The sequence below is a fragment of the Pseudohongiella sp. genome (assembly GCF_011050365.1).
Classification (GTDB): Bacteria; Pseudomonadota; Gammaproteobacteria; order Pseudomonadales; family Pseudohongiellaceae; genus Pseudohongiella.
In genome coordinates this window covers 399,078-422,124 of record NZ_DRFV01000008.1, presented here as the reverse complement: position 1 = coordinate 422,124, position 23,047 = coordinate 399,078, and the positions used below count along the sequence as shown (strand labels likewise).

Here is a 23,047-nt window from a genome sequence, read left to right as displayed (position 1 = left end):
TGGGCGCAGCTGACACCCGGCTGGCGAACCTGCTCAATGGCACCTTGTTTGAACTCGGGGCTGAACTTTCTTCTCTTCGACATAAACACTCCTTTTGCCTATCATAAGGCTTCTTTGAAGTGTCCGTAAAATCGGGGTAGAACCCATACGAGGATTCCTCACCATGGTGTAATCCCCCGATAATCCGTCATTCAGTTTGTGTCAGTTTCGAAAGCCGCTCTATGTTATGCATATAATTCTTTTCTTGGCCAAAATTAATGGCTTTGGATTTTGTAAGCGCTAAAGAATAAGCCTCTATGGCTTTATCGTAGTCTGCATGCTTCTCATATGCATCCGCCAGCCACGCGAAGTTGGCAGGATAGATCGGATAGGCTTCCGTGTTGCGTTTAAAAACCGTTATCGCTCCTTCGTAGTTCCCCTCCTCTACTAATTTCAAGCCTAAAGTAACGTAGTCTCCTTCTGATTGTTTTGCGAACTCCCCATAGGTTTCCATGATCATCCTTTCATGAGCCAGAAATTTCTCGCTGTCGAATTCTTGCCACAATGCATCAGGAAGCTTCAGTGTCGAAAACACAAACTTTAAACCATAGTAATTGGCAAGCAACGGGGCTGACATATGCCCTTCATTCTCGAAAACTTTATGACTCCAACTCAAACCTTTTGGCGCATCTTGCTGAATAGTCTCCACGAACCGGCCAAGTTCATTCTGCATCCCTTGTCCATCGTCAGCGCCAATGCCGAAATAAATCGATCTATTCAATTCCGCGTCATTCTTAAAGAATGATTTTGCTTTCTCCGTCATCTCCTCATTATTCCACCACATGGCAGGACTCATAACGATATACGCATCGAATAGTTGCGTATTCTCCAGGAACGTATTGACAGCAAAAAGACCCGCCAAGGAGTGTCCTTCGAGCAAACGATAAGGGTGTGTTCTGTAATTGCTCTCAATGTAGGGAATCAATTCCGCGCTAATGAAATTGAGGAAATTCTTGCCACCTCCGCTATAGGGCACACCTTCAACGGATGAGGGCGTGAAATCCCGCATTCTATTCTCGCTTTTAACGCCCACAATAATTACCGGTGGCATAGCCCCGGTCCGGGTCAGAATTTCTACGCTTCCCGCTACATGCCAGATATTCTGATCGCCGTCGAGCAAATACAATACCGGATAGGATGCATTACTACTCACATAACCTGCTGGCAGCGCCACGACGATAGTGCGATCTTCGCCGAGTACTTGCGAGTGCATACTAAACGTTGAGGCAAGGGGTATTGGGGTTTTGACCTGCGCCACGACTGACGAGACGCAGAATAGCAAGGACAACAATATCGCAAGGTATTTTTTAATCTTTCCCGGACTTGACCTGGTCATCACCACCCCTGAGTTTTATGGCTACCAACTCGCCAATTTTCTCTAGCTCACGTCTATAAGACGCAGAGACCTGGATAAAGGTTTAGTTCAAAGTGGAGTTTTAATGGCCATATGTCACGCCCCTGAATATGGCGTGATCTGCCTATGCAGGTATCGAGCAGGCAAGTACGGTGTCATCGGGCTCAGATGTGTGTCGGTTCGCCGGAGATGGCAAGTTCAGAATCAGGAACACCTTTGAGATCGGCTAGTTGGGCGCATCAGGGGAATACCGCTTCTTTTGACTCACGGTCCGTCTGTCCCTGGTTCGAGCCCCCATATTCATCTCGTGTGTAACAGGCCGCACAGCTATTTTTATTACGCAGAACACAATATGATGTCTGACAGCGGCATATTAATAGAAGAAAAATTCAAAGAGCTGCTCTCGTGCTGATACGGGGCGGTTGGTGTCTTAAGTGTTTCTTGTTTGCCCTATCCTGGGGAAGATTATCCCGGGAAACGAATAAACCGGGAGTAAAGCAGTCCGGCAAGTAATTCTTAAACGCACGCCTTATCAGGACAAAGAAAATGACTGACACAAGCGAAAGCAAACAAGAAGAACAGCAAACGCCACCGCCCGTCTTCAACCCGTACTCAACTACCCGCGCCAGGAATTACGCGCTCGGCCTGCTCACCGTTGTCTACAGCTTTAATTTTATTGACCGACAATTATTATCGATTCTGCAGGAGTCCATCAAACTGGAGTTGTCGTTGTCAGACAGCCAGTTGGGTTTGTTGACCGGATTCGCGTTTGCCATGTTTTATGTCACTGCAGGTATACCCATCGCACGCTGGGCCGATCGCGGCAACCGGCGCAATATTGTTGCCCTGGCCATCGGTGTGTGGAGCTTTATGACCGCCATCAGTGGCTTTGTACAGAACTATCTCCAGCTATTGCTGGCGCGTATCGGCGTTGGGGTCGGCGAAGCGGGCGGCAGCCCACCCTCCCACTCAATTGTGTCTGACATTTACCCGCCGGAAAAACGTGCGACTGCGCTGTCAATTTACTCGACAGGTGTCAACATCGGTATCCTCTTTGGATTTTTGTTTGGCGGCTGGCTTAATGAGTTTTTTGGTTGGCGCGTTGCCTTTGTGGTCGTGGGCTTTCCCGGCATCCTGATCGCTTTGCTGATTCGCAGAACGTTAGCCGAGCCAATCCGTGGACTGAATGAAAATAAACATGTGCCCGAAGCATTGGCGCCCTTCAAGCAGGTATTGGCGCTGCTTTGGAGCAGAAAATCATTCCGCCATATGGCGCTGGCCGCGGGACTCAATGCATTTGCGGCCTACGGCACACTGAATTGGCTGGCTTCCTTTTTTATCCGCACTCACGGCATGACGACCGGTGAACTCGGTACCTGGCTGGCGCTGTCGACCGGGCTGTTTGGAGCAATAGGCGTTTTTGCTGGCGGTATCCTTGCCGACAAACTGGCGCCGCGCGACAAACGATGGTACATGTGGCTGCCTGCCATCGCTGGTTTTATCAGTTTGCCTTTTACACTGGCAGTCTATTTAACATCAAGCCAATACACGGCATTGATTCTTGCCTTTGTACCGGGCTTACTGTTTAACGTTTATCTGGGTACTACCATCGCTACCTCACACGCCCTGGTAGGACAACGCATGCGCGCCACCGCATCGGCAATTTTGTTCCTGATACTCAATATTATTGGTCTTGGTCTTGGCCCCTGGTCAGTCGGCATGCTCAGTGACTACCTGTTACCAACGCTGGGCAATGACTCACTGCGTTATGCCATGGTGGCATTGATTCCGACGGTACTGTTCTGGTCGTCCTGCCATTTTTACCTGGCCGCCACAAATTTACGCGCAGACCTTGCGGCAGCGCCAGACTGACTTTTAGCGGATCGCCTGACCCTGGTCGGGAGATCCGCTGCGCGACGAAAAACAAGGGGAGATTACAACCCCGGTGATAAAGACAGGAAGCCAAATGAAACCGCAAAAAAAGGGGCTGAAACGCCTGCTACACGCCACACGTTATTCGTCTCAGGGACTGCGGGCGTTGTGGCGGCACGAAGCTGCCTTCCGGCAGGAAGTTATGCTGGCGCTGTTGCTGATGCCCGTAATTATCATGGCTGACGTGACGCCGGCAGAGCGCGCACTGCTGGTGGTGTCATTGCTACTCATACTCATCACCGAGATACTGAACACTGCCGTTGAGGTTATCATTGACCGGATCGGACACGAAGACCATGTGCTGAGCGGACGAGCAAAAGACATGGGGTCTGCCGCCGTGATGCTCAGCCTGATTGGCGCGGCAATAATCTGGGGCATTGTGCTTTGGCCGCTCTAGCTTTTACTCATCATCCTTGTGCCTCTGGCCCTGGACATTATGGAGCCACAATAAACAATTTTTCCCGCACTGGAGCGTCACGAGCATCTCATCGCGAAGTACGGCCAGTTTGCTCAGTCCTCAAACCCCACAAATACCGCTGCGTCCGCCACCGACTTGCGTTTTGAGACCACAGCATTAGCCGGAAAGGTTTCATCCGGCCACCCCATTGCCACGCAAGTCTGTATCACCTGATCGTCGGGGATACCGGCCTGTTCACGCACCACCGGGCTTTGCATGATGCCCTGACTGTTGATCACACAGCCCAGACCTCGTGACCAGGCCGCGTTGACGAGGCAGTTAACGACGCCACCGCAGTCGAAAGGCGCGATGTCGCTGCCCTGAATTGACTTGTCATAGGTCACAACGATCGAGACCGGCGCATCGAACTGCCGAAAACCGCGCAGAACCCAGTCATGGCGCTTTTCTTTATCCTCGCGCGCGATTCCCATTGCGCCAAATAGCTGTTTGGCAATCTCGATCTGGCGCTCTCGATGTACGCCCTCATAACCAGGTCCCATACGGAATTCCCGACTATCGGGCACGCCGGCAAGATTGCGCTCAACATTGCCGGCGCGGATCCGGTCAAGCACCTCGCCCGCGACAACGTAGAAATTCCAGGGCTGCGTGTTCAGCGAAGTTGGTGCCCGCATCGCCAGTTCGAGAATTTCACGGATCAGTGCCTTCGGCACCGGCTTCTTCAGATAACCACGAATACTACGTCGACGCTGTACCACTTCATCAAAATCCACTGCTTACTCCCATCCAGGTTGTACCTGAGAACATACTGTTGTTGTCATTGCTGGTTTTTCAGCGGCAAGCATCATGGAGACGTATGACGGTCGTCTTGGTGGCCCCGATTGAGTCGTTGCGCGACTTGAAAAAGGTACGGTCGGATTAAAAATAATCTGATCGTCTGCATATAGTTTCTTCACGTCGAATCGATAATTACTGGCGACACTACAATTGAGCGCAAAAAAAAGCAGGAGATTAAATCTCCTGCTTTTTTGTCAGACGCTTGTTGCTATTAGTTTGAGCTGATAGCCGTAGCTGCTTTCACTTCTTTCCAGTAAACCTGGCCGAAGAACATCTCATCCCAGCTCTGCTGGCCCCATGGCACAACACGCGAAGGATCCGGGTTAGCTTTGTTCTGCTCCGAGTTATCAAATGCGCCGGTAACCACAACACGTGTACCCGCTGGCACAAACTTGGGTTCAGCCAGCTGATACTCCATCTGCCAGTTGTAGTTGTACTGGGCAATATTCAACAGTCGCTCAACGCTGCCGTCAGGGTAATGTGCGTCGAACACCATACGCTTGCCACGGAAGTGCATATGCGGCGTGAACGCCATGATTTCGGCATCAGTCGGGATGGTGATAGACGCAGTCTGCTCAAAATCCGGATCGAACGCCGGAATGTCAGTCCAGGTGGGCGTGAAGATACAGGCACAGTCACCCAGGCGACGCTCGGTCGGGATTTCATCATCCGGGTAGAACCACACACCAATTTCACTGTTGTCTACTGTCTCACGACCTGTGGTTGTGTAATGCAGGTTCAATGCCAGCGAGGTGCCCGCACGCAGAATACCACCGGTGTTTGGCTCTTCCAGATGTGGATCTGCGCCGGGGATGTAAGGCGTGATGTAAGCCTGATCAGGGTCACTGAAACGGGTAATCAAACCTTGTGATGGGCGCTTGCCCGGTTCAATAAACGCGTTCAGGGTATGGTGCAACACGGTGCGGTCACCGGGAACATATTGGCTGGCGCGCACCCATCGGTCACGATCCAGGCCTTCCAGCGGCACAACCACATCAATGTAGTCGAGCACGCCGGTTGCCGGAATACTCTGCGGCGGAACCTTGATGATCAGGTCAGGTTCGCCAAACGCCCACTTTTCCTGTGACCAGGTCAGCTCAGCCAGCGGATCGGCATCGCCATCCTTGACGGAACCTGTTGCTATCCACTGCAGCACTTTCTGCTGTTCGTCTGGCGTCAGCGTGTAGTGATTACGGAATTCACCAATATGCGGGTCAATTTGTCCCGGCGGCATACGCTTGGTCATCAGCACTTCACGAATCATGGGCGACCAGCCTTGTGCCATGGTGTGGCTGTTTAACGCAAACGGGGCTATGCCTCCTTCGCGATGACAGCTTGCACAGTTTTCAGCAAGCACCGGCGCTACGTCCTTGCTATAGGAGACGCCTTCTTGCAGCAGTTTATCGCGGGCAGGATAGGCAACCGCAGTGCCCTGTGTGGCCACAACTGCATTGGGAACAGCATTACCTGCCACCACAGCAGCAAGGGCGTTTGCCATTGACTGATCTGCCGGGCCACGATATATCACGCGAAAAGACTTCGGGTCGTACAGGAAGGCCTCACCGGTTTTATCGATACCCAGCGCTTCGGAGACTACCTGAGCGTCATCAATCAGCACAGGTATGTCTATTCCCAGGCTGTCCGCGTCAGCTTTCACAACATCGCGCTGCTCCCCTAGCGGGTTAATCATCATAAAGACGATCCCCTGAGAAGCGTATTGCTCTTTCAGGGCATTATAAGAGGCCAACGAGCTTTGGGTAGCAGCATCACCACTGGCCTGCACCAGAAACGCGATGGCTTTATTGTTGTCGTACCAGGCCATGTGATGGAAGCGTCCATCCTGATCCAGCAGAGCAAAATCGCCTGCGCGGTCCTGAGCGACCACACTCTGAGCGGCGCTCAGTGAAAATACCAGGGCGGTTACACTGGCAAATATCGTTCTTCTGCCATTGAGTTTGATGTCTCCGAGCAACTTACGCATAATCTCCTCCAGCCTGAAGGCCAGCAATATATTTTAATAAATAGACCCGGGAGAGTGTGCGTGAAGGGCTGCATCAGAATATCTGAACTCATTCATGTATTTGCCCGGTCTTGCGCCGAGGCTAACACCAGCCGGTGCAAAGCGCAATTCCAATCCGCCATTTCCCTCAACATTTGCCCTAAAAACCGGACTTCCACTTTCGTTGTTTAGCCAACAGTCGGAGGTTTTCCACGTTGTGGCAATGCCTGATACGTCTGGACATGCTGTTATCCTGCAATAGTGCGTGTTGCATCATCATGATGTATGCATAAACACAGTTCCCCGGGCCCGCACTAACAGCTGTAACAGTGGCTACACCAGGGGCGTGATATCAGTGAATTGCGCGCTGCCATGTTATGGATAATTGTCCTCAAAACTGTACAAACAGCACAATCGGCGATAACTTTGGACTCATCGGCACACAACAGAAAAATAATCGCTGAGGAGAGACACTCTTGATGAGATGGCCAGACCGCTATCTGTACGGCTTAGCTTTTTTGACCGCCTTTTCCGGTGCGACACTGACGTTATCGGTCCTGGCGGCCCCTGACGCTGCCACCCCTGCCCGCAATCAGTTCGGGCAGCCCGACATGCAGGGGTTCTGGAGCTTTGCCTCCGTCACTCCCCTGCAACGCCCTGAACACCTGGCAGACAAAGAGTTCATGACCGTGCAGGAAGCCAGGGAATTTGAGCAGTCGATCGTCACCGCCCGTCAGGCACGCTTCGAACGCGAACCGGACGGCCTCAATATCGGTTACAACGACTTTTGGGACGAATGGGGAGACGGCGTCGGTGACAATCTGCGCACATCCATCATTGTCAGCCCGGCTAATGGTCGTATCCCGCCGTTAAGTGAGGGCGCCGTTCTGCAACGCAGTTCAGCAAATGGCGATGTGCCAAGCCAGCGCCCGGCACGCTTCCTGCTGGGCGGCATCAGCAAGGACGGCCCGGAGGATCGTGGCTTGTCCGAACGCTGTCTGGTGGGTTTTAACACCGGCCCACCCATGCTGCCCAGCAAATACAATAATAATATGCAGTTGCTGCAGTTTAGCGATCATGTCGTCATCGTCACCGAAATGATCCATGACGCGCGCATCATTCCGCTGGACGGTCGGCCCCATGCGGATCCGGCGATCACGCAGTGGGGCGGCAATGCCCGTGGTCACTGGCAGGGCGACACGCTGGTGGTGCACACCCGCAACTTTACTGACAAGATAGCCAGCCTGTCCCAACCTTATGCGGCCTGGGGTTCAGCTGAAAACATGCAGCTTGAGGAGCGCTTCACCTTGAATGGCAATGGCTCACTGGTTTACGAATTTACCATTAATGATCCAGCCACCTTCGTTGAACCAATCAAAGGCATTCTGCACATGCGCCCCTCACCTGACCGTATCTACGAATATGCCTGCCATGAAGGCAATTACGCTCTACCCGGCATACTGGCAGGTGCGCGCCAAGCGGAGACCCGGTAGACGCCACTCCCATCAGTAGCCTTAGGCGCAACCAGTAGCCCTGTGCTCACTTCAGATTGAAACAGCAGGGCGAAGAACTCCACGGTTATGCCTTCGGCGTCGGCCTGATCAGGAGCTCGTTCACATCAACATGGGCAGGCTGCGCCAGGGCGTACTTGACGGCCTCGGCGATATCTTCCGGCCGCAGCGCATGGTCAGGGGATTCGTCAAAGAACGGCGTGTCTACCATGCCTGGCTCAATCAGCGTCACCCGGATGCCACTGCCGCGCAGCTCTTCCCTTACGCCGTAACCGATCGCCGACACTGCCCATTTGGTGGCGCTGTACATTGAACCTGCAATGGTCGCACGGCCCGCAGCGGAGCCGGTAATCAGAAGGTGGCCCCGGGATTTCCGGAGTTCCGGCATACACGCCTGCAGGGTAATGCCGACACCAAGGATGTTGGTGAGAATCATATCCTTCCAGATCTCCGGATCTGCGCCGCTGAAGCCTCCCGGCTCGCCGCCGCGCCCGGCGTTGGCGAATACCGCATCGATGCGGCCAAAGGCCTTCAGGGCCTCGTCCACCATGGCTATCTGGTCCGCGACCTGTTGCACATCGCAGGCCACGGTGATCACCTTGCCGTCGCCGCCCAGCTCATCCTGTAGCGTTTTCAGCTTATCCCGTGAGCGGGCTGCCAGTACCAGCCGGTATCCTGCATTGGCCATGGCTCTGGCGGTGGCAGCGCCAATTCCCGAAGAAGCCCCGGTGATGACCAGAACCGGACTGTCGCTGTGCACATTGCTACTCATCTCTGTACCTCCGTCCGTTTATAAACATTGAATGTATCAGATGAGTAGAACGTAATATTGATAAAGCCCGGTGTCCAGTTTAGCAGGCGGCAAAACACCTGATTTGCGACCTGCTCTGGCCAGGTTTTCACGACAGGCGGCGTGAGTTGCCGTCATCCCGAAAGATGATCAGGGGTCGCACTTCGTCGTCCGGCCGCCGCGGTTGCTGCGCAAGCGCCACCTGATCGGTCACGACTGAGTGATGTGGCGATTTGCTGCACACCGGATCAGCGTTACGGGCATCGCCGGTCAGCATAAAAGCCTGGCAACGGCAGCCGCCAAAGTCCTTGTCTTTTTCATCACAGCTGCGGCAGGGCTCCTTCATCCAGCCATCACCGCGATAGGCATTAAAGGCTTCCGACTCGTACCAGATGCTGCGCACTTCGTGATCGCGCAGGTTGGGGAATTCCAGCCCGGGCAGCATGCGGGCCTCATGACAGGGCAACGCCAGACCGTCCGGCGCGATATTCAGAAACACAGTACCCCAGCCGTTCATGCAGGCTTTGGGTCGATCCTGATAATAATCGGGCACCACAAAATAGAGTTTCATCTTGTTGCCCAGGCGGGCTCGAAATTGATTGCAGACCGCCTCCGCATGCTCCAGCTGTTCGCGACTGGGCATCAGGTGCTCACGGTTCTTAAACGCCCAGGCATAGTACTGGCTGTTGGCCAGTTCCACGTGATCCGCCTGCATCTCCTCTGCCATCTCCAGGATCTGTTCGATGTGATCGATATTAAGCCGGTGCAGCACCACATTCAGCACCATCGGGTAGTCGTACTGCTTGATCAGCCTGGCGACTTTGAGCTTGAGGTCAAATGTGCGGGTGCTGGACAGAAAGTCGTTCATCTCTTTGGTGGAGTCCTGAAACGATAGCTGAATCTGATCCAGCCCGCCGGCCTTGAATGCGGCAATACGTTTTTCGGTCAGACCAATGCCGGAGGTCAGCAGATTGACGTAATAACCCATTTTGCTGGCTTCGGCGACAATGACCTCCGCATCATCGCGCATCAGGGGCTCACCGCCGGAAATACCCAGTTGCACAGCGCCCAATTCACGAGCCTCGCGCAGCGCCTTCAGCCACTCCTCGGTGGTCAACTCTTTGTCAAAGGTAGAGGCATAGTTCAGCGGGTTATAGCAGAACACGCAATGCAGAGGGCACTTGTAGGTGATCTCGGCATTGACCCACAGCGGCGGCTTGATGCTGTCAGTCGGTGATAATCCAGCCTTTGTCATGGGCATGCTCCAGAAAGTCGGTGACGTCTTGCTGCAGATCAGCGCCCGGAAAGGCGGCCTGCAGGCTGTTGATGATGTCCGTGGCACTGCACTGCCCGTCAATACGTTTGAGAATCTCGCCGGCGCTTTCGGTCAACTTGATCAAGCCTTCGGGGTACAACAGCACCCAGGCGTCCTGGGCCTTTTCCCACTGCAGTTTGTATTGCCGGGCAAATCGCAGCGCCTTGTCTTTAGCCAGGCTCACGGTGTCATCCTCGCTATCGCGCCACTGTTGTGATCGCCAATACCGTAGGTGACCTGCATGGCGTCCAGCATGGTCCACAGAACGTTGAGTTTGAATTGCAGAATATCAAGCGCGCGCTCCTGTTCAGTCCGGGTCTTAAAATGCGCCAGTGTCACCCGTAAACCGTGTTCAACATCACGCCGTGCCTCGGACAAACGTTTGCGAAAATACTGATAGCCGTTGGCATCAATCCAGGGATAATGTTGCGGCCAGCTGTCCAGGCGTTTCTGATGAATGGTCGGCGCAAAAAGCTCAGTCAGCGACGAGCATACCGCCTCCTGCCAGGGCGCGGTTCGGGCAAAGTTGACATACGCATCAACAGCAAACTTTACGCCAGGTGTCACGCTTTGCAGCGAAATTACTTCTTCACGATCCAGGCCCACCGCTTCGGCCAGCGCCAGCCAGGCCTCGATGCCACCCTCCTCGCCTTCGGCGCCATCATGATCCAGGATACGCTGCACCCACAGGCGACGATGGTCCCTATCCGGCATATTTGACATGACGGCGGCATCCTTGATCGGAATCATGATCTGGTAATAGAAACGGTTAAGCACCCAGCCCTGCACCTGCTCTTTGTTGCACTGTCCACTGTTCATGGCAATGTGGAAAGGATGAAAGATGTGATAGCAGTTTTCTTTGGCACGCAACCTGGCTTCAAATTCTTCGGTTGACCAGGGTGCAGCAGTATCGATTGTCATTGCAGAAGCTCCCGCGGTATCTATTTGGAACTGCCTTGGAGTCAGGACGGCGTTACAGACTGAAGTCCATGCCATCAAAAGCCACTTCGATTTTCTCCTGATGCAGGATCTCACGCTCATCGGAATCGTCGCGCAGGATTGGGTTGGTATTGTTGATATGGATAAGTATTTTGCGCGCAGCTGGCAAACGCCCCAATGCCTCAATCATGCCGCCGGGTCCTGATTGGGGCATGTGACCCATATCAAGTGATAGCTTCTCGCTGATACCCAGCGCCCGCATTTCATCATTGGTCCAGCAGGTACCATCCACCATCAGACAATCGGCCTGCTGCATGAACGGCAGCAGGTGTGGCTCGATGGCCGCCAGCCCGGGGGCATAAAACAGTTTCTTGCCAGTGCGCGTATCCTCCAGCTGTATGCCGATATTGTCGCCCTCGTGCGGATCATGGCGATGCGGCGAGAATGGCGGCGCTTTGCTGCTAAGGGGAACGGCGGTGATGCGGATATCCGTGATGCCGTCCACCTCGAACGTGCTTCCCGGTGCTGTCGGCACCTGATGCCAGGACACGCCGCAGAAATGCTCCAGCACATTAAATATGGGATTACCCTGGGTCAGGTCTTCATGGACCATGCCGGTGCAGTAAATATTGAGAGGCACTTTACCCTCCCGCAACATAAACAACCCGGTGGTATGGTCGATCTGGGCATCCATCAGAACAATGCCTTTGACGGCAGTGTCACGAATGGCACGACCCGGTTGCAGTTCCGGAAAGCGCTGAAACTGCGCCAGAATATCGGGAGAGGCATTAAACAGCAGCCAGTTGATGTTGTCACTGCTGATGGCAATGGATGACTGAGTACGCGGCGACGCCTTGATCGTACCCTTGCGCACACCGTCACAATTCGGACAGTTGCAGTTCCACTGCGGGAATCCGCCGCCGGCGGCAGAACCCAGAACGCGTACTCTCATGGTTTGTCCTTACACAAATTCTACTGACGTTAAATCAAAGAGAAAGCCTCCTGATAAGGCGGCTCTCTCTTTGGGGTCAATCTCCATGCATCAACCGACCGATTAACGGTTGGCGAAATACATGGTCACTTCAAAACCGTAACGCATTTCGGTGTAATCTGGTTTAGTCCACATAGGTGTAATCTCCACAGTAGTTGGGTTATCCCGGTTTCCCGGGGCCTGGGCCCCAGCCAGTTTCAGCTGTTTGACCACAAGACCATTCGATTCTGGCCCTGTCAGGCACTGCCGCGCTGCCGCATTATCAGTAAAAGGCACTCATGATTTTCATTAGATTGCTGGTTGCGCTATTGGCAAAATGCCCGTATCACTGTAAAAAAGTTCAGCTTTAATATTTGTCCATGTTATTCACCACGCGGTTCGGGAGCTGTCCATCAACACACTATATCCACACATAGAGCCGTTCTTTACCCAGACGCTGACGGTCTCCTCACGCCATTCACTGTATGTGGAGCGCAGCGGGAAAAAAGGTGGCCATCCGATAATCTTTCTGCACGGTGGCCCGGGCAGCCAGGTCAGGGCTGCCCATCGCCGCTACTTTGACCCGGAATTTTTCGATATTGTGCTGTTTGACCAGCGCGGCTGCGGCCAGTCTTCACCGGCGGGCGAGGCACAGGATAACGATACGCAGACACTGGCTGAGGATATCAACATTATCCGTGAGGCACTGGGCATCAGTGGTAAAATGAGCCTGTTTGGTGGCTCCTGGGGCAGCACGCTGGCGCTGGTCTACGCGCGGCTCTACCCGCAGAATGTAGCAGAGATGATACTGCGCGGCGTTTTCCTGGGCACTGATGAGGAGGTCTCTTGGTTCACGCATGGCGTGGCGCGCTTTGCACCGCAGGCCTGCCAACAGCTTGCTGAGGGCATGGGCCCCGATCTGATAGACGCCTACTACCGGGCGGTCTTTGATGCCGACCAGGGTCACGCCAGCGAGGCAGCCAGGCGCTGGGTAGAATACGAGATGCAGATTATGAGAATCGGGACTGAAGCATCTGCCACGCCCCCAACACTGTCCGCCAGCCAGGCTCTGCTGAACAGTACTCGTGTGCAGTTACATTTTCTGAAAAACCAGTGCTTCCTGGCTGACTCGCCCCTGCTGGAGGCCGCGCACGAAATTCATGCGCCGATCACGATTGTGCAGGGCGAACTCGATCTGGTATGCCCGCCCATTACCGCCTGGAAATTAAGTCAGCGCCTGCCCAATGTCAAACTGCGCATGGTAAGCAGGGCCGGGCATGGCGCTCTGTCAGATGCCCTCGCGCCGATACTACGCGAAGAGGTCGATGCCCTGCGCGACCGTCTCGTTGATCACTGACGGAGAACCTGCCATGAACCTGCGCTTCAGAGTCAGTCTGACCATTTCACTGATCGGTATTGCCTGGGTGGCCGTCATGGCGTATATGCTGATCGACTACAAGCGCAAGTCTATCGATCAGGAGATTGAGGCCGGGACCCGGGTCGCCATTCAACTGCTGCAATCCATTCTGCCCTCTCCCGTGGAGTCGGCCCGAAGCACTGATCCACTGGCAAGCATGACAGACTACCTGAGCAATGTTGGTCGGGTTCGTGCCAATGAAGTACGCCTGTATGACAGTAACAACACCCTGTTGTATGAGTCGCCTCCCTCTGAGTACAAACAGGGGCGCTGGGCACCTGACTGGTTCACCGCGCTGGTAGCGCCAGCTACCGCGGAAATCCGACTGCCGGTGGCACAAGGTTCGATCGTGATTACGCCTGACTCATCCAGATCGGTGCTGGACGCCTGGGATGAACTCTGGCGTTTTACGCTGTTTATCCTGGTGTTTTTTGTCCTGCTTAATATCGCCGTGTTTATGACTCTGGGACATACGCTGCGCCCCATTAAAGACATTGTCACCGCATTGTCCCAGATTGAGCAGGGTAACTATGGCGTAAGACTGGACAGCTACAGATTGCCCGAATTCGATGCCATTTCGCAAACCTTCAACAGAATGACCTCATCACTGCAGCACGCGCTTATCGAGAATGCGCGGCTGGCCAAAGAAGAGCAACAGCGTCTGGCTGCCGAGCTTGAACTGGAGCAGAACCGCAGGTTTACCCAGCTTATTCAGGTTAAACTGGAAGAAGAGAGAAGAGCCATCGCCAGAGAGCTGCACGATGAGCTTGGCCAGTGCGTCACCGCCATCAAGACTATCGGCACGACCATTGCGTCGCGGGGGAACGACAAACAGGACGAAACCCGACAGAACGCACAGACCATAGTGGAGGTCGCATCTCACATTTACGACGTTGTGCACTCCATGATTCGCCAGCTCAGACCCAGCGCCCTCGATCACCTGGGCCTTAATGATGCCATCGGGGAGCTGGCAGCCCAGTATCGCCGTCAGCATCCGCAACTGAATATTGAACTGTCAACCGAGGACGGTCTTAACAATTTTGATGAAAACGTCAACATTACGGTTTATCGCGTGGTACAGGAGTGTTTGACCAACGCTGTCAAACATGCCGAAGCCTCCGAAGTTAAAGTAGCGCTGGCACTGCGAGCCGGCAATCCGGATCGACTTGAGATCAAGGTCAGCGATGACGGCAAGGGCATGGCCAGCGAGCTGGCTGAAAGTCAACGCTTCGGCATCGTCGGCATCAAAGAGCGCGTGCAAGCGTTTGGCGGCGAAGTGCGCTTCGAATCCGGCGCGGGTGCGGGCACAACCATTGTCGCCACCCTACCCTTGCTACAGGACAACCTATGAACAATAAACCAATCAAGGTCATGTTGGTTGACGATCATGCCGTCGTGCGCATGGGTTTCAGGCTATTACTGCAAGGCTCCGAAGACATTGATGTCATCGGTGAAGCGCAATGCGGCGAAGACGCCATTAAACAGTTTCAGGAACTGGCGCCGGATGTGCTGGTGATGGACATTTCCATGCCCGGTATTGGCGGCCTTGAAACCATTGGCAGAGTGCTGGCCAAAGAGCCGCAGCAGAAAATCCTGGTGCTATCGGCCCACGAAGATGTGATGCATGCCCGGCGGGTAATTAAAGCGGGCGCTGCCGGTTATGTCACCAAACGCAGTGCGGCAGAAGTACTGATGCAAGCCATACGAGCCGTGCACAAAGGCCAGATTTACCTGGAGCCCGATATTGCTCAGGCCATGGCGGTTGAGCAGGTTTCCGGATCAAAAAATCCGCTGGATGCATTGAGCGAAAAAGAATTCAAAGTGTTTATTGAGCTGGCCAAAGGCAATTCGGTGCAGGAGATAGCCACTGTGATGTCGTTGAGCCCCCGTACCATCGGGACGCACCTTTACAACATCAAACAAAAGCTTGATGCGGCCAATAGTGCCGAACTGGCAATCATTGCCATCCGCGCGGGTCTGATAGCACCTTAGGGTGCCGTCAGCCCGCCCAAACTCTGGTTATCTGCGTCGCAGCTCTTTCAGCTTGTCAGTACAAACGTCAAAGCACCCGATCAATTTCCGGGCTTTTCCAGCTTACTTTTGCGGGCAAATCAAAAACTTCTCGCCGGTATGTTTGGCATAATACTGACGCACTGTGTCTGCATCGAGCGCCTGCGCCAGAGAAATTTCATTGGTGTAATGACTGGCAAAGGTTGTCTTCAGCTCGCGGGCGACCCGCGTTCGCAACCGGGAAGCCACCTCCGCCCCTGCTTTGGCGAGGAAATTGGGCAACAACCAACCGCCGACGCCCCACGCCATGCCATACGCGCGCTGTAACACAGTGGGTGAGGTATCCAGGTTGCCGTAGAGATACACCTGTTTGTGTTTAACCGAACCATAGATACTGTAAGCGCCCGGTGTGCGCGCCGCTGCCGCTTCCATACAGGCGAGAATATTCGACGCCAGTGTGCCGCCGCCGGTGGCATCAAACGCCAGCGTGGCGCCGGTGGCATGAATGGCATCAGTCAGCTCAGCCATAAAATTATCCGAACTGGTATTAATAACGTACTTGGCACCCATATCTCGCAGTAGCGCCACTTGTTCCTCTTTGCGCACAATGTTGACCAGCTCCACGCCATCGGCCTGACAGATGCGTACCAGCATCTGTCCCAGATTGGACGCGGCCGCGGTATGCACCAGCGCAGAGTGGTCCTCCATTTTCATGTTTTCAACCATTGACAGCGCGGTCAGCGGATTGACAAAACAGGATGCGCCGTCTTTGGCGGTCTGCCCTTCCAGCAAAGGCAGACAGGTGTCGGCATCCACACAACGATATTGCGCATACATGCTGCCGCCCATTACCGCCACCACTTTGCCTTCAAGGCTTTTGGCCAGTTCAGAGCTCCCCGTTGCAACAACGGTACCCGCGCCTTCGTTACCCACAGCCAGCGTCTGTCCTGCGCGCGCCTTCATAACGCGCATACCCTGCTCGGATACCGGTGCCGTCAACACCGTGTTCTGACCCTCACCGGAAGACGTGGAGGCACTGATATCCGACCAGCCAAACATCACGCCCTGGTCCGAGGGATTGATGGGCGTTGCCTCTATCCTGACCAGTACCTGATTGGCCTCAGGTGTCGGCATGGGCTTTTCCATTAATTCAAGACGTAGTTCGCCAGACTCACTGACGGTAGAAAACATTTGCAGATAGCTAGAAGGTACTGACATAAGGATCCCGCTGATGCATTGAAGGTGAGTTGATATGTGTCTCTGTCGTCAGTGTACCTGATGTCGGGATCTGTTGCTGACGTGTGTTGAGCCTGAAACGAGCCGTGACCGCACCTGACCTGGCGGGTGAGCGGCAATCAACTCACCACTCAGGCGGCAAAAATGAGGACTGGATCAGCATAAGTGAAACGTGATTTGGAAAATAGGCATATACTGTCTCTCAACAGGGTTGCACCGCAGCACTTTCAACCAGGATCTTTCATCGCAAGAGAGAGAATCATGAAAACATATCAATTTATCTTCTGTATAGGCACGCTGGTATTATTGAGCCCGGCCCTGGCCCAGGATCGCTGGGACAATCAGCTCGCGCTGCCTCATGATTTAGTAAAGCCCACTCTCAGGAATTACCTGGTTCAAGATGGAGCCTGCGCCGTTAGCGTTAAAGAAACGTTGGTGCCTGGCACATTGCAGGTGGGTGCATCGAAAATAATATATCCCTACATATGCGTCAGAGAAGATCGTGTTCACCACTGTCCACCGCCAATTACAAGAGACGAGCTCAGGGAGCCAACACACCAGTATATTGGCCAGGTCACTGCAACCTACCGCATAGTAGACGGGAATCTGGCGACTTTAAGTGACTTTGCTAACCCGCAGGATAGTGAGGAAACGGATTGCGGTACGATTATCGTGGATTATCTGAAAAGCATCACTTTGCCTTAGAAAATTCAGCAGTGCTGCCGGGACACGTTGTCCCGGCAGCATGCGACCAGTCAATACTCCGCGGCTGTTTCCTCAACCCGGGCGTCGACCCCGGCCTCATCGGCCGCTGCCTGCTCAAGGTCAAGCTGGCTCTGAAGTTCGTTCAGTTCGTGACTGAAGCGCGTACTGCTGGCCTTGATACGATCGAACACCTCCTGTGCCCGCACGCAAAACTGCATTGTCGACTCCAGTGGTGCGACTGACTCCTCAGCCGCAGCCTTGAGCTTGGCAATCTCTTGCTCAAGCGCCGCCACACACCTGCTCACGTGTGCATCGGTCAGTTCGTCAGCGTAGCGTTGCAGCAATTCCGGCATTTGCCGGTTGACGGCGTCGCGCGCAATGGCGTGCAATTTCTCCAGGCTGTCATTGCCAAGACGCTCTTTTTTGACCGCTGCCTCGACACTTTGACTGCCGTCATCACCGAATACTCGCTGCCACACCCGGGTGCGACTGCGCAACTTCAGGTAATCACCCAATGTGCGGGTAATGGGAATGTCCTCTGCCTTCACCTCCAGTTGTGCGACGACAGCAGGCGTTCCTGTGCCAAGATCCTGCAGGCAGCCGGCCAGCGCCTTCTCCACCTGCAAACCGGCATCGCGAAGCGCGGCAAGCTGAGATTCGGTAAATTCTGCACCGGCATGTTCGCCTTTTAACTGCTTTTTCAGATGCTCCAGCAATAACTCAGACTGCCGTCTGCTTTCCCGCTCGATTTCCGGATTGAGGCGCGCCAACAATGCATTCCAGCTTTCATCGCTGTCCATCCACGCCGAGAGCTGTTCCTGGCAGGATTTTTCCAGTTGCTCCGCGTTGTGCTCAGTCAGCTCTTCGAGCAGACCGCCCTTGGAGTTCTGAAGTGTGTTGAAAGCGTGTTCCCAGTTCTGCTGCTCAAGATTCTGGAGGGCCGCCAGACGCTCCCGTTCACGCTCCAGCTCCTCCCTGCTGTCCTGACGCAGCTGCGTCACTGCATCGCCCGTAACCAGCTCACCAGCCTCTTCCGACAGGTCCCGGGCCAGACGCACGCTGTCATGCTTGAAATCGTGGAAATAATCGCTGCTATTCAGGTAGCTGGTCAGATCGTCGACGAATTCGTCAAAACCATCGTTCCGGTGTCCGGCCATCGCAGTGTCATCCGCGGCAACATCCGACACACTGTCAGTACTCTTGCCCAGCATTCTGGTCGCCGCTTTCTGCAGATCGATCGGGTAGATTTTCAGTTGCCCGTTCTCGATGGCACCGCTCAGAGTCGCACTCATCGACAGCGAGCGGAAAGAATCAATGATTTTGTCAGGATCCAGGCTCTCCAGACTGGGCGTGAGCGTGCCATCCGGGCTCAGGTCCTGTTTCGATGAGTCGATGTTCGCCACCAGAAAGATACGGCTGAAGCAGTTCAGCAGTTCCTCAAACTCCTCGAAGACCTTTTCAAAGAACAGATTGTCAGTCTTGACGACAAAAATGGCGCATGTGGCCGTATCGCGGAAATCCCGTGTCATCTGGTCGTAACCGAATCTCATTCGGCTGTACAGCCCGGGCGTGTCCACCAGAACGGAGCCGGACTCAGCAAGGCTCGCCGCGGGCACTTCGATATCCATCCGGCGTATGGCCTGCGGATAGTGCTTTTGTGGATCAAATGCCTCGCCTGTGTTTTCCGCAGCAACGATGGCATCCGCCAGGTGGGCGTGATCTTGCTGAATGGCCTCGGCCATTGCTACGTTGTCGGGAAACTCACGCTTGTCACCCTCGTAGTCGGTGGCCTCAAAGCGGCGCTGATCGCCGTTCTTGACGTAGACCAGTGCAGGGTAGGCCGGCAGACTGGACACCTCACTCACATAGGCACCGCTCAAAGCGTTCATGAGTGTAGACTTGCCGCTCTTGAGCGGACCGAAGATAAGCAGGAACGTGCTCTGCTTACTCACTTTCTCTCGCAGCGTTGACAGCCGCTGCTGCACTTCCTGCAGCCCGCGGACGTGAGCATCAATCTTGGTAAAATCCTTGCGTGGAGGCAGCTCGGATAACGCCTGCCGCAGCTCTTCGCCGAAAGGCTCGAGTTCCTTGGAGAGTTCCTGGCAAAAAGCCTGCATATTGGTCTTCACAATCTTTCCTCCTTTTGGTCAGACACCTGGGTCAGCGAACGCGCTAACAGCCTGAAAATAATCGGATTAGATTGCCTCTCTGTCCCAAATGGGGCTGCCTTGGTGGTGATAAAGCCAGAAGAACACCGCCATGTAGAGTCGAGAAGACTATCGCACGTTAAAGCACTTATACTGACACGAGGGCTGGTGAGAGACAATGCACAAGTCAGGTTCGCACATCTGTCAAACGACTTAGGTATACGCGGATGACACTGCAGTGGCCGTGGGCGGACTCTTTTTGGACATGTGCCAGCCGGTGATGGCGCCGGGGAGCGCGCCCGCTTTATTTGCTGACGATGCCAACACAGATCAACAACTGAGCCGTGTAGTAAGTCACCATCACTGCAATACCCGAATACTCAAATGGGAGAACGAACAGATTAACGGCAATCAGCGTGTCGCTGACCATGAAGATCAGCGCGCCCATGGCCACCCACAGGAACTGTGATTCGTCCCGGAAACCCGCTGCAATGGCCATCATACTGATGGCAATCATGTAAGCGGTCACCGGCGCCCTCATACCGTCCGCCTCAGGCACTATCAGCAGCGTGCACACCAGCGCATAAGCAACGATGAGCGCAGCCCAGGGCAGGCGCCGGGGCTGCCAGCGACTTTGCGACAGGAACAGGACGGCATAAATGACTTGCGCCAACAGAAACGCCGCAAGCCCCTGCACAAACAGACCCTCCAGCGCCAACAATACATCCCCGATAGCAGACAGCACCAGACCCAGCCCGAGAAGCGCCCGGACCTTCCCGCTGGTATTGGTCAACGCGAGCTGCAGCAGCAACGCGATCGGAATGATCTTGAACAGCCAGCGCCAATCGGACGGTATGAAGTCCGGCAGAGTGATATACAACAGGCTGAAGCCAGCAAAGGCCAGCAGCCACAGCGGCGGCGCGACAGCAATAAATCGTTTTTCTGCAGCGCGGGAAAGATCTGTCATGCCCGGTTATTCTCGTTGTTGAATGACTGTAGCAACATACACGCAATTGTCGACCAAATCATCCGGGCGCGAACGCCAGCACCCTGCCCCATGCGGGCAATTGCTTTTTACCGGTTTTTACTCTAAATATACCCCAACTTTCCGTGCGTGCCCTGCCTGAAGGCTGGCTTGTCGTTGCTGCCGGCTGCCTTACCTCAGCATCACGGCATCCAGCTCGGCATCTGCTGCGGCGCGGCGGGCAGCGTAAACCGCGAAGAGTCCGGCGCATTGTTGTTGATGGACACCAGCCGGTAACCTGAGCCCAGGCGCAGAATCCCGTCGCCATGCGGCAACAGGTCATCCATCGCACTCTGATAATCACCCAGGTCAATGCTCAGGTAGGCCGCCATCATTCGACTCCAGGTGGCCATGGTGTCAGTCAGTTCACGCAAGGTGTCATCACGGCCAAGGACAATTTCTTCGGTTTGCCGAGTGCCGCGATCGTTGACGTAGGAAAGATCGTATACCCGACCCGGGATCCCGGCCACCACCTCTTCACGCCCGGTGTCGCTCATTTCCAGGAACTGGCCAATGCCATTGGGCACACTGAAGCCCTGCGACTGCATCATCTCGCCAGCCATACCACCCAGCATGCTCATCATCGCGCCCAGGTCCAGCACCATCGGGCGTCCTGCCTGAGCAGTCACCATATAAATGCCGGTATCGGTCATCACCATATAACCATTCAACCCCGGCATTGCCGCACCCATGCGCATATTGCCGTCATGAAACTCAATGGTGGTGCTGACCCGGTTAGCGCCCGCGCCAGCCTCCAGGACGGCAGTGCCACCGGCCCACGACCACGTAGACAGGACAGTCAGGGCCAGACCACTTAACAACGCTGGTAGATTCATTTGATTCTCCTGAACACAGCCAACGCCAAAAATTCAAGGATGACACCGGCTGAAGCTCAGCATATCCCAACGACTGACAGTAATAAATGGCCATTCTGCCGGCGTTACCATCCAGACCGCCGCGATAAACCGACTTAACCGGCACGGGCACCAGAGATTGCTCATGGAGGATAACTCCGCTATCCTATCGCCCGTCAGAGCACTCGTGACGGCAAAATAAAAAACAACATAATCATGGCGTTAGATCGCTCAAGAACGGATGGCGCATTTCTGGTGTTGACAAAATTTCTTCGTCCAAACAACCTCTCCCAGAAAATGATGCGCGTCATCTTTTCCATCTATCTGGGCGTGACGCTCCTGATCACAAGTCTGCAATTTCTGACGGAGTACCTGAAAACCCAGGACTCCATCGTCCAGGAACTCAAGCAACTGGAAGAAACAGTGCGGGAACCGATTTCCACCAGCCTGTGGCAGTACAACGAGAGTCAGCTGGATGTACTGATAGACGGACTTCTGAAGACGCCCATTATCGTAGGGGTGGATATTCAGGATACCAATTCCATTGATATCGTCTCCAAACGATCTGCCGTTGTGCCATCACTTCCTGTGTCGGTTTTTGAGACACGTTCAGATTTGTACTGGACGCTGAATGAAAGAGACATATTTCTGGGTTCACTCACCCTTTATTCGTCATCGCAAGTTGTGCTGGACCGGGTGCTGTTTGGTTTCTCTTTAATCGCGATTACTGCAATCATAAAGTTATTCGTTTTATTCTATTTGTTTATCTGGGCTTTTGATCGATATCTGGCAGTCCCGTTGAAAGAACTGATGTCGCAGGTCGATGAAGTCCAGCTGAGCCAAAATGCAGGCAAACGCATCGACCTTTCCAATCTGGAGGACAATGAGCTCCATCAGCTCCAGGGCCATATGAACAGGATGCTGGCCGCCATGGAGAGCGACAGGCAACGCTTGCTGGAAAGCGAAAAGGCCAAACGAAGCTGGCTGGAGCAAGCCGTCGCAGAGCGAACCGAAGAGCTGCAAGTATCAAATGACAAGCTCAAGGATCTGGCGGCAAGAGATTCCTTGACCGGTGTGTTGAATCGGGGCGCCTTTATCGATACCGCACAACAGCTGCTGGCACTTGCGCAGCGGCGGAAAAAAGTGTCCTCGTTTATGTTGCTTGACCTGGATAATTTCAAAAATATAAATGATACACATGGCCATTTCGTTGGCGACCAGGTCCTGATTCATTTTACGCAGACCATCCAGAGTTTGTTGCGGAAGTCTGACCTTACCGGACGGGTTGGCGGGGAGGAATTTGCTGTCTTCCTTAATGACACCGGCGTTGATGATGCTTACCGCCTTGCCGACAAAATACGGACAGCCATTGCCAGCTCGGTGCTGGATATTGACGGAGCGGCAGTCAGTTACACCGTGAGCATTGGGGTTGACTCTTCGCAGGCAGAAGACCAATCAATCAGTGAATTATTCAAGCGTGCCGATTTGAAACTCTATGCAGCAAAAGACAAGGGCCGAAACCGTGTTGAAAAATAAAAAAATGTATAGATCCA

Annotated in this window: 22 protein-coding genes; 8 read left to right on the top strand and 14 right to left on the bottom strand. The window is 54.2% G+C overall.

What is annotated here, in order from left to right; translation table 11 throughout:
* Together ENH71_RS07775 and ENH71_RS07770 are read right to left on the bottom strand one after the other, a co-directional pair.
* A partial coding sequence (locus ENH71_RS07775; protein WP_294137655.1) for a transposase occupies nucleotides 1-83 on the bottom strand: 83 nt, incomplete at its 3' end.
* Between the two features lie 104 nt (nucleotides 84-187).
* Nucleotides 188-1,375, bottom strand: coding sequence for an alpha/beta hydrolase-fold protein (locus ENH71_RS07770; protein ID WP_294137651.1), 1,188 nt, complete (start codon nucleotides 1,373-1,375; stop codon nucleotides 188-190).
* 564 nt (nucleotides 1,376-1,939) lie between these two features.
* On the opposite strand from ENH71_RS07770, the gene ENH71_RS07765 reads away from it, so the two are divergent.
* Both ENH71_RS07765 and ENH71_RS07760 read left to right on the top strand, forming a co-directional pair.
* Nucleotides 1,940-3,265: a spinster family MFS transporter gene (locus ENH71_RS07765; protein ID WP_294137650.1), complete on the top strand. Its 1,326-nt coding sequence runs from the start codon at nucleotides 1,940-1,942 to the stop codon at nucleotides 3,263-3,265.
* 94 nt (nucleotides 3,266-3,359) lie between these two features.
* Complete coding sequence (locus ENH71_RS07760; protein ID WP_294137649.1) at nucleotides 3,360-3,722, top strand: diacylglycerol kinase; 363 nt, start codon at nucleotides 3,360-3,362, stop codon at nucleotides 3,720-3,722.
* Between the two features lie 113 nt (nucleotides 3,723-3,835).
* On the opposite strand, the gene ENH71_RS07755 is transcribed toward ENH71_RS07760, so the two are convergent.
* Together ENH71_RS07755 and ENH71_RS07750 are read right to left on the bottom strand one after the other, a co-directional pair.
* Nucleotides 3,836-4,513: a nitroreductase gene (locus ENH71_RS07755; protein WP_294137648.1), complete on the bottom strand. Its 678-nt coding sequence runs from the start codon at nucleotides 4,511-4,513 to the stop codon at nucleotides 3,836-3,838.
* A gap of 275 nt (nucleotides 4,514-4,788) precedes the next feature.
* Nucleotides 4,789-6,558, bottom strand: coding sequence for a thioredoxin domain-containing protein (locus ENH71_RS07750; protein WP_294137647.1), 1,770 nt, complete (start codon nucleotides 6,556-6,558; stop codon nucleotides 4,789-4,791).
* Nucleotides 6,559-7,055: 497 nt separating this feature from the next.
* Between ENH71_RS07750 and ENH71_RS07745 the strand changes: the two genes are divergently transcribed.
* Complete coding sequence (locus ENH71_RS07745) at nucleotides 7,056-8,069, top strand: hypothetical protein (RefSeq protein ID WP_294135616.1); 1,014 nt, start codon at nucleotides 7,056-7,058, stop codon at nucleotides 8,067-8,069.
* Between the two features lie 85 nt (nucleotides 8,070-8,154).
* Here the strand turns inward: ENH71_RS07745 and ENH71_RS07740 are convergent, their stop codons facing one another.
* The 6 genes from ENH71_RS07740 to pqqA all read right to left on the bottom strand — a co-directional run bounded on the left by ENH71_RS07740 (nucleotide 8,155) and on the right by pqqA (nucleotide 12,257).
* The gene (locus ENH71_RS07740) at nucleotides 8,155-8,859 is read right to left on the bottom strand and encodes an SDR family oxidoreductase (RefSeq protein ID WP_294135618.1); all 705 of its coding nucleotides are present in this window, start codon (nucleotides 8,857-8,859) and stop codon (nucleotides 8,155-8,157) included.
* Between the two features lie 127 nt (nucleotides 8,860-8,986).
* Nucleotides 8,987-10,132 (bottom strand): pyrroloquinoline quinone biosynthesis protein PqqE, encoded by a 1,146-nt coding sequence (gene pqqE / locus ENH71_RS07735; RefSeq protein ID WP_294135619.1) that lies wholly within the window; start codon nucleotides 10,130-10,132, stop codon nucleotides 8,987-8,989.
* Nucleotides 10,104-10,376, bottom strand: coding sequence for a pyrroloquinoline quinone biosynthesis peptide chaperone PqqD (gene pqqD, locus ENH71_RS07730; protein ID WP_294135620.1), 273 nt, complete (start codon nucleotides 10,374-10,376; stop codon nucleotides 10,104-10,106). The genes pqqE and pqqD overlap by 29 nt, the downstream gene beginning before the upstream one ends.
* Nucleotides 10,373-11,113: a pyrroloquinoline-quinone synthase PqqC gene (gene pqqC / locus ENH71_RS07725; RefSeq protein WP_294135622.1), complete on the bottom strand. Its 741-nt coding sequence runs from the start codon at nucleotides 11,111-11,113 to the stop codon at nucleotides 10,373-10,375. Before pqqC ends, pqqD begins: the two co-directional genes overlap by 4 nt.
* Before the next feature lie 52 nt (nucleotides 11,114-11,165).
* Nucleotides 11,166-12,083 carry a pyrroloquinoline quinone biosynthesis protein PqqB gene (pqqB, locus tag ENH71_RS07720; protein WP_294135624.1) on the bottom strand — a complete coding sequence of 306 codons (918 nt, stop codon included), beginning with the start codon at nucleotides 12,081-12,083 and terminating at the stop codon, nucleotides 11,166-11,168.
* 102 nt (nucleotides 12,084-12,185) lie between these two features.
* Nucleotides 12,186-12,257, bottom strand: coding sequence for a pyrroloquinoline quinone precursor peptide PqqA (gene pqqA, locus ENH71_RS07715; RefSeq protein ID WP_294137653.1), 72 nt, complete (start codon nucleotides 12,255-12,257; stop codon nucleotides 12,186-12,188).
* 331 nt (nucleotides 12,258-12,588) lie between these two features.
* On the opposite strand from pqqA, the gene ENH71_RS07710 reads away from it, so the two are divergent.
* Genes ENH71_RS07710 through ENH71_RS07700 form a run of 3 tightly spaced genes read left to right on the top strand, consistent with a single transcriptional unit; the run spans nucleotide 12,589 to nucleotide 15,510 of the window.
* A complete protein-coding gene (locus tag ENH71_RS07710; RefSeq protein ID WP_294135626.1) occupies nucleotides 12,589-13,458 on the top strand; it encodes an alpha/beta fold hydrolase in 870 nt (289 codons plus the stop codon).
* Nucleotides 13,459-13,471: 13 nt separating this feature from the next.
* Nucleotides 13,472-14,869, top strand: a complete 1,398-nt coding sequence (locus ENH71_RS07705; protein ID WP_294135628.1) for a HAMP domain-containing sensor histidine kinase — start codon at nucleotides 13,472-13,474, stop codon at nucleotides 14,867-14,869.
* Nucleotides 14,866-15,510 carry a response regulator gene (locus tag ENH71_RS07700; protein WP_294135630.1) on the top strand — a complete coding sequence of 215 codons (645 nt, stop codon included), beginning with the start codon at nucleotides 14,866-14,868 and terminating at the stop codon, nucleotides 15,508-15,510. Before ENH71_RS07705 ends, ENH71_RS07700 begins: the two co-directional genes overlap by 4 nt.
* Before the next feature lie 102 nt (nucleotides 15,511-15,612).
* Here ENH71_RS07700 and ENH71_RS07695 read toward each other — a convergent pair whose 3' ends face one another.
* On the bottom strand, nucleotides 15,613-16,746 hold the full coding sequence (locus tag ENH71_RS07695; RefSeq protein ID WP_294135632.1) for a zinc-binding dehydrogenase: 1,134 nt from the start codon (nucleotides 16,744-16,746) through the stop codon (nucleotides 15,613-15,615).
* Between the two features lie 279 nt (nucleotides 16,747-17,025).
* Between ENH71_RS07695 and ENH71_RS07690 the strand changes: the two genes are divergently transcribed.
* Nucleotides 17,026-17,469 carry a hypothetical protein gene (locus ENH71_RS07690; protein ID WP_294135634.1) on the top strand — a complete coding sequence of 148 codons (444 nt, stop codon included), beginning with the start codon at nucleotides 17,026-17,028 and terminating at the stop codon, nucleotides 17,467-17,469.
* 50 nt (nucleotides 17,470-17,519) lie between these two features.
* Here ENH71_RS07690 and ENH71_RS07685 read toward each other — a convergent pair whose 3' ends face one another.
* The 3 genes from ENH71_RS07685 to ENH71_RS07675 form a co-directional block, all read right to left on the bottom strand.
* Nucleotides 17,520-19,598: a dynamin family protein gene (locus ENH71_RS07685; RefSeq protein WP_294135636.1), complete on the bottom strand. Its 2,079-nt coding sequence runs from the start codon at nucleotides 19,596-19,598 to the stop codon at nucleotides 17,520-17,522.
* Between the two features lie 322 nt (nucleotides 19,599-19,920).
* The gene (locus ENH71_RS07680) at nucleotides 19,921-20,583 is read right to left on the bottom strand and encodes a lysoplasmalogenase (protein ID WP_294135638.1); all 663 of its coding nucleotides are present in this window, start codon (nucleotides 20,581-20,583) and stop codon (nucleotides 19,921-19,923) included.
* 200 nt (nucleotides 20,584-20,783) lie between these two features.
* Nucleotides 20,784-21,476: a hypothetical protein gene (locus ENH71_RS07675; protein WP_294135640.1), complete on the bottom strand. Its 693-nt coding sequence runs from the start codon at nucleotides 21,474-21,476 to the stop codon at nucleotides 20,784-20,786.
* 234 nt (nucleotides 21,477-21,710) lie between these two features.
* Between ENH71_RS07675 and ENH71_RS07670 the strand changes: the two genes are divergently transcribed.
* Nucleotides 21,711-23,030, top strand: coding sequence for a GGDEF domain-containing protein (locus tag ENH71_RS07670; RefSeq protein ID WP_294135642.1), 1,320 nt, complete (start codon nucleotides 21,711-21,713; stop codon nucleotides 23,028-23,030).
* The last annotated feature ends 17 nt before the right edge of the window (nucleotides 23,031-23,047 follow it).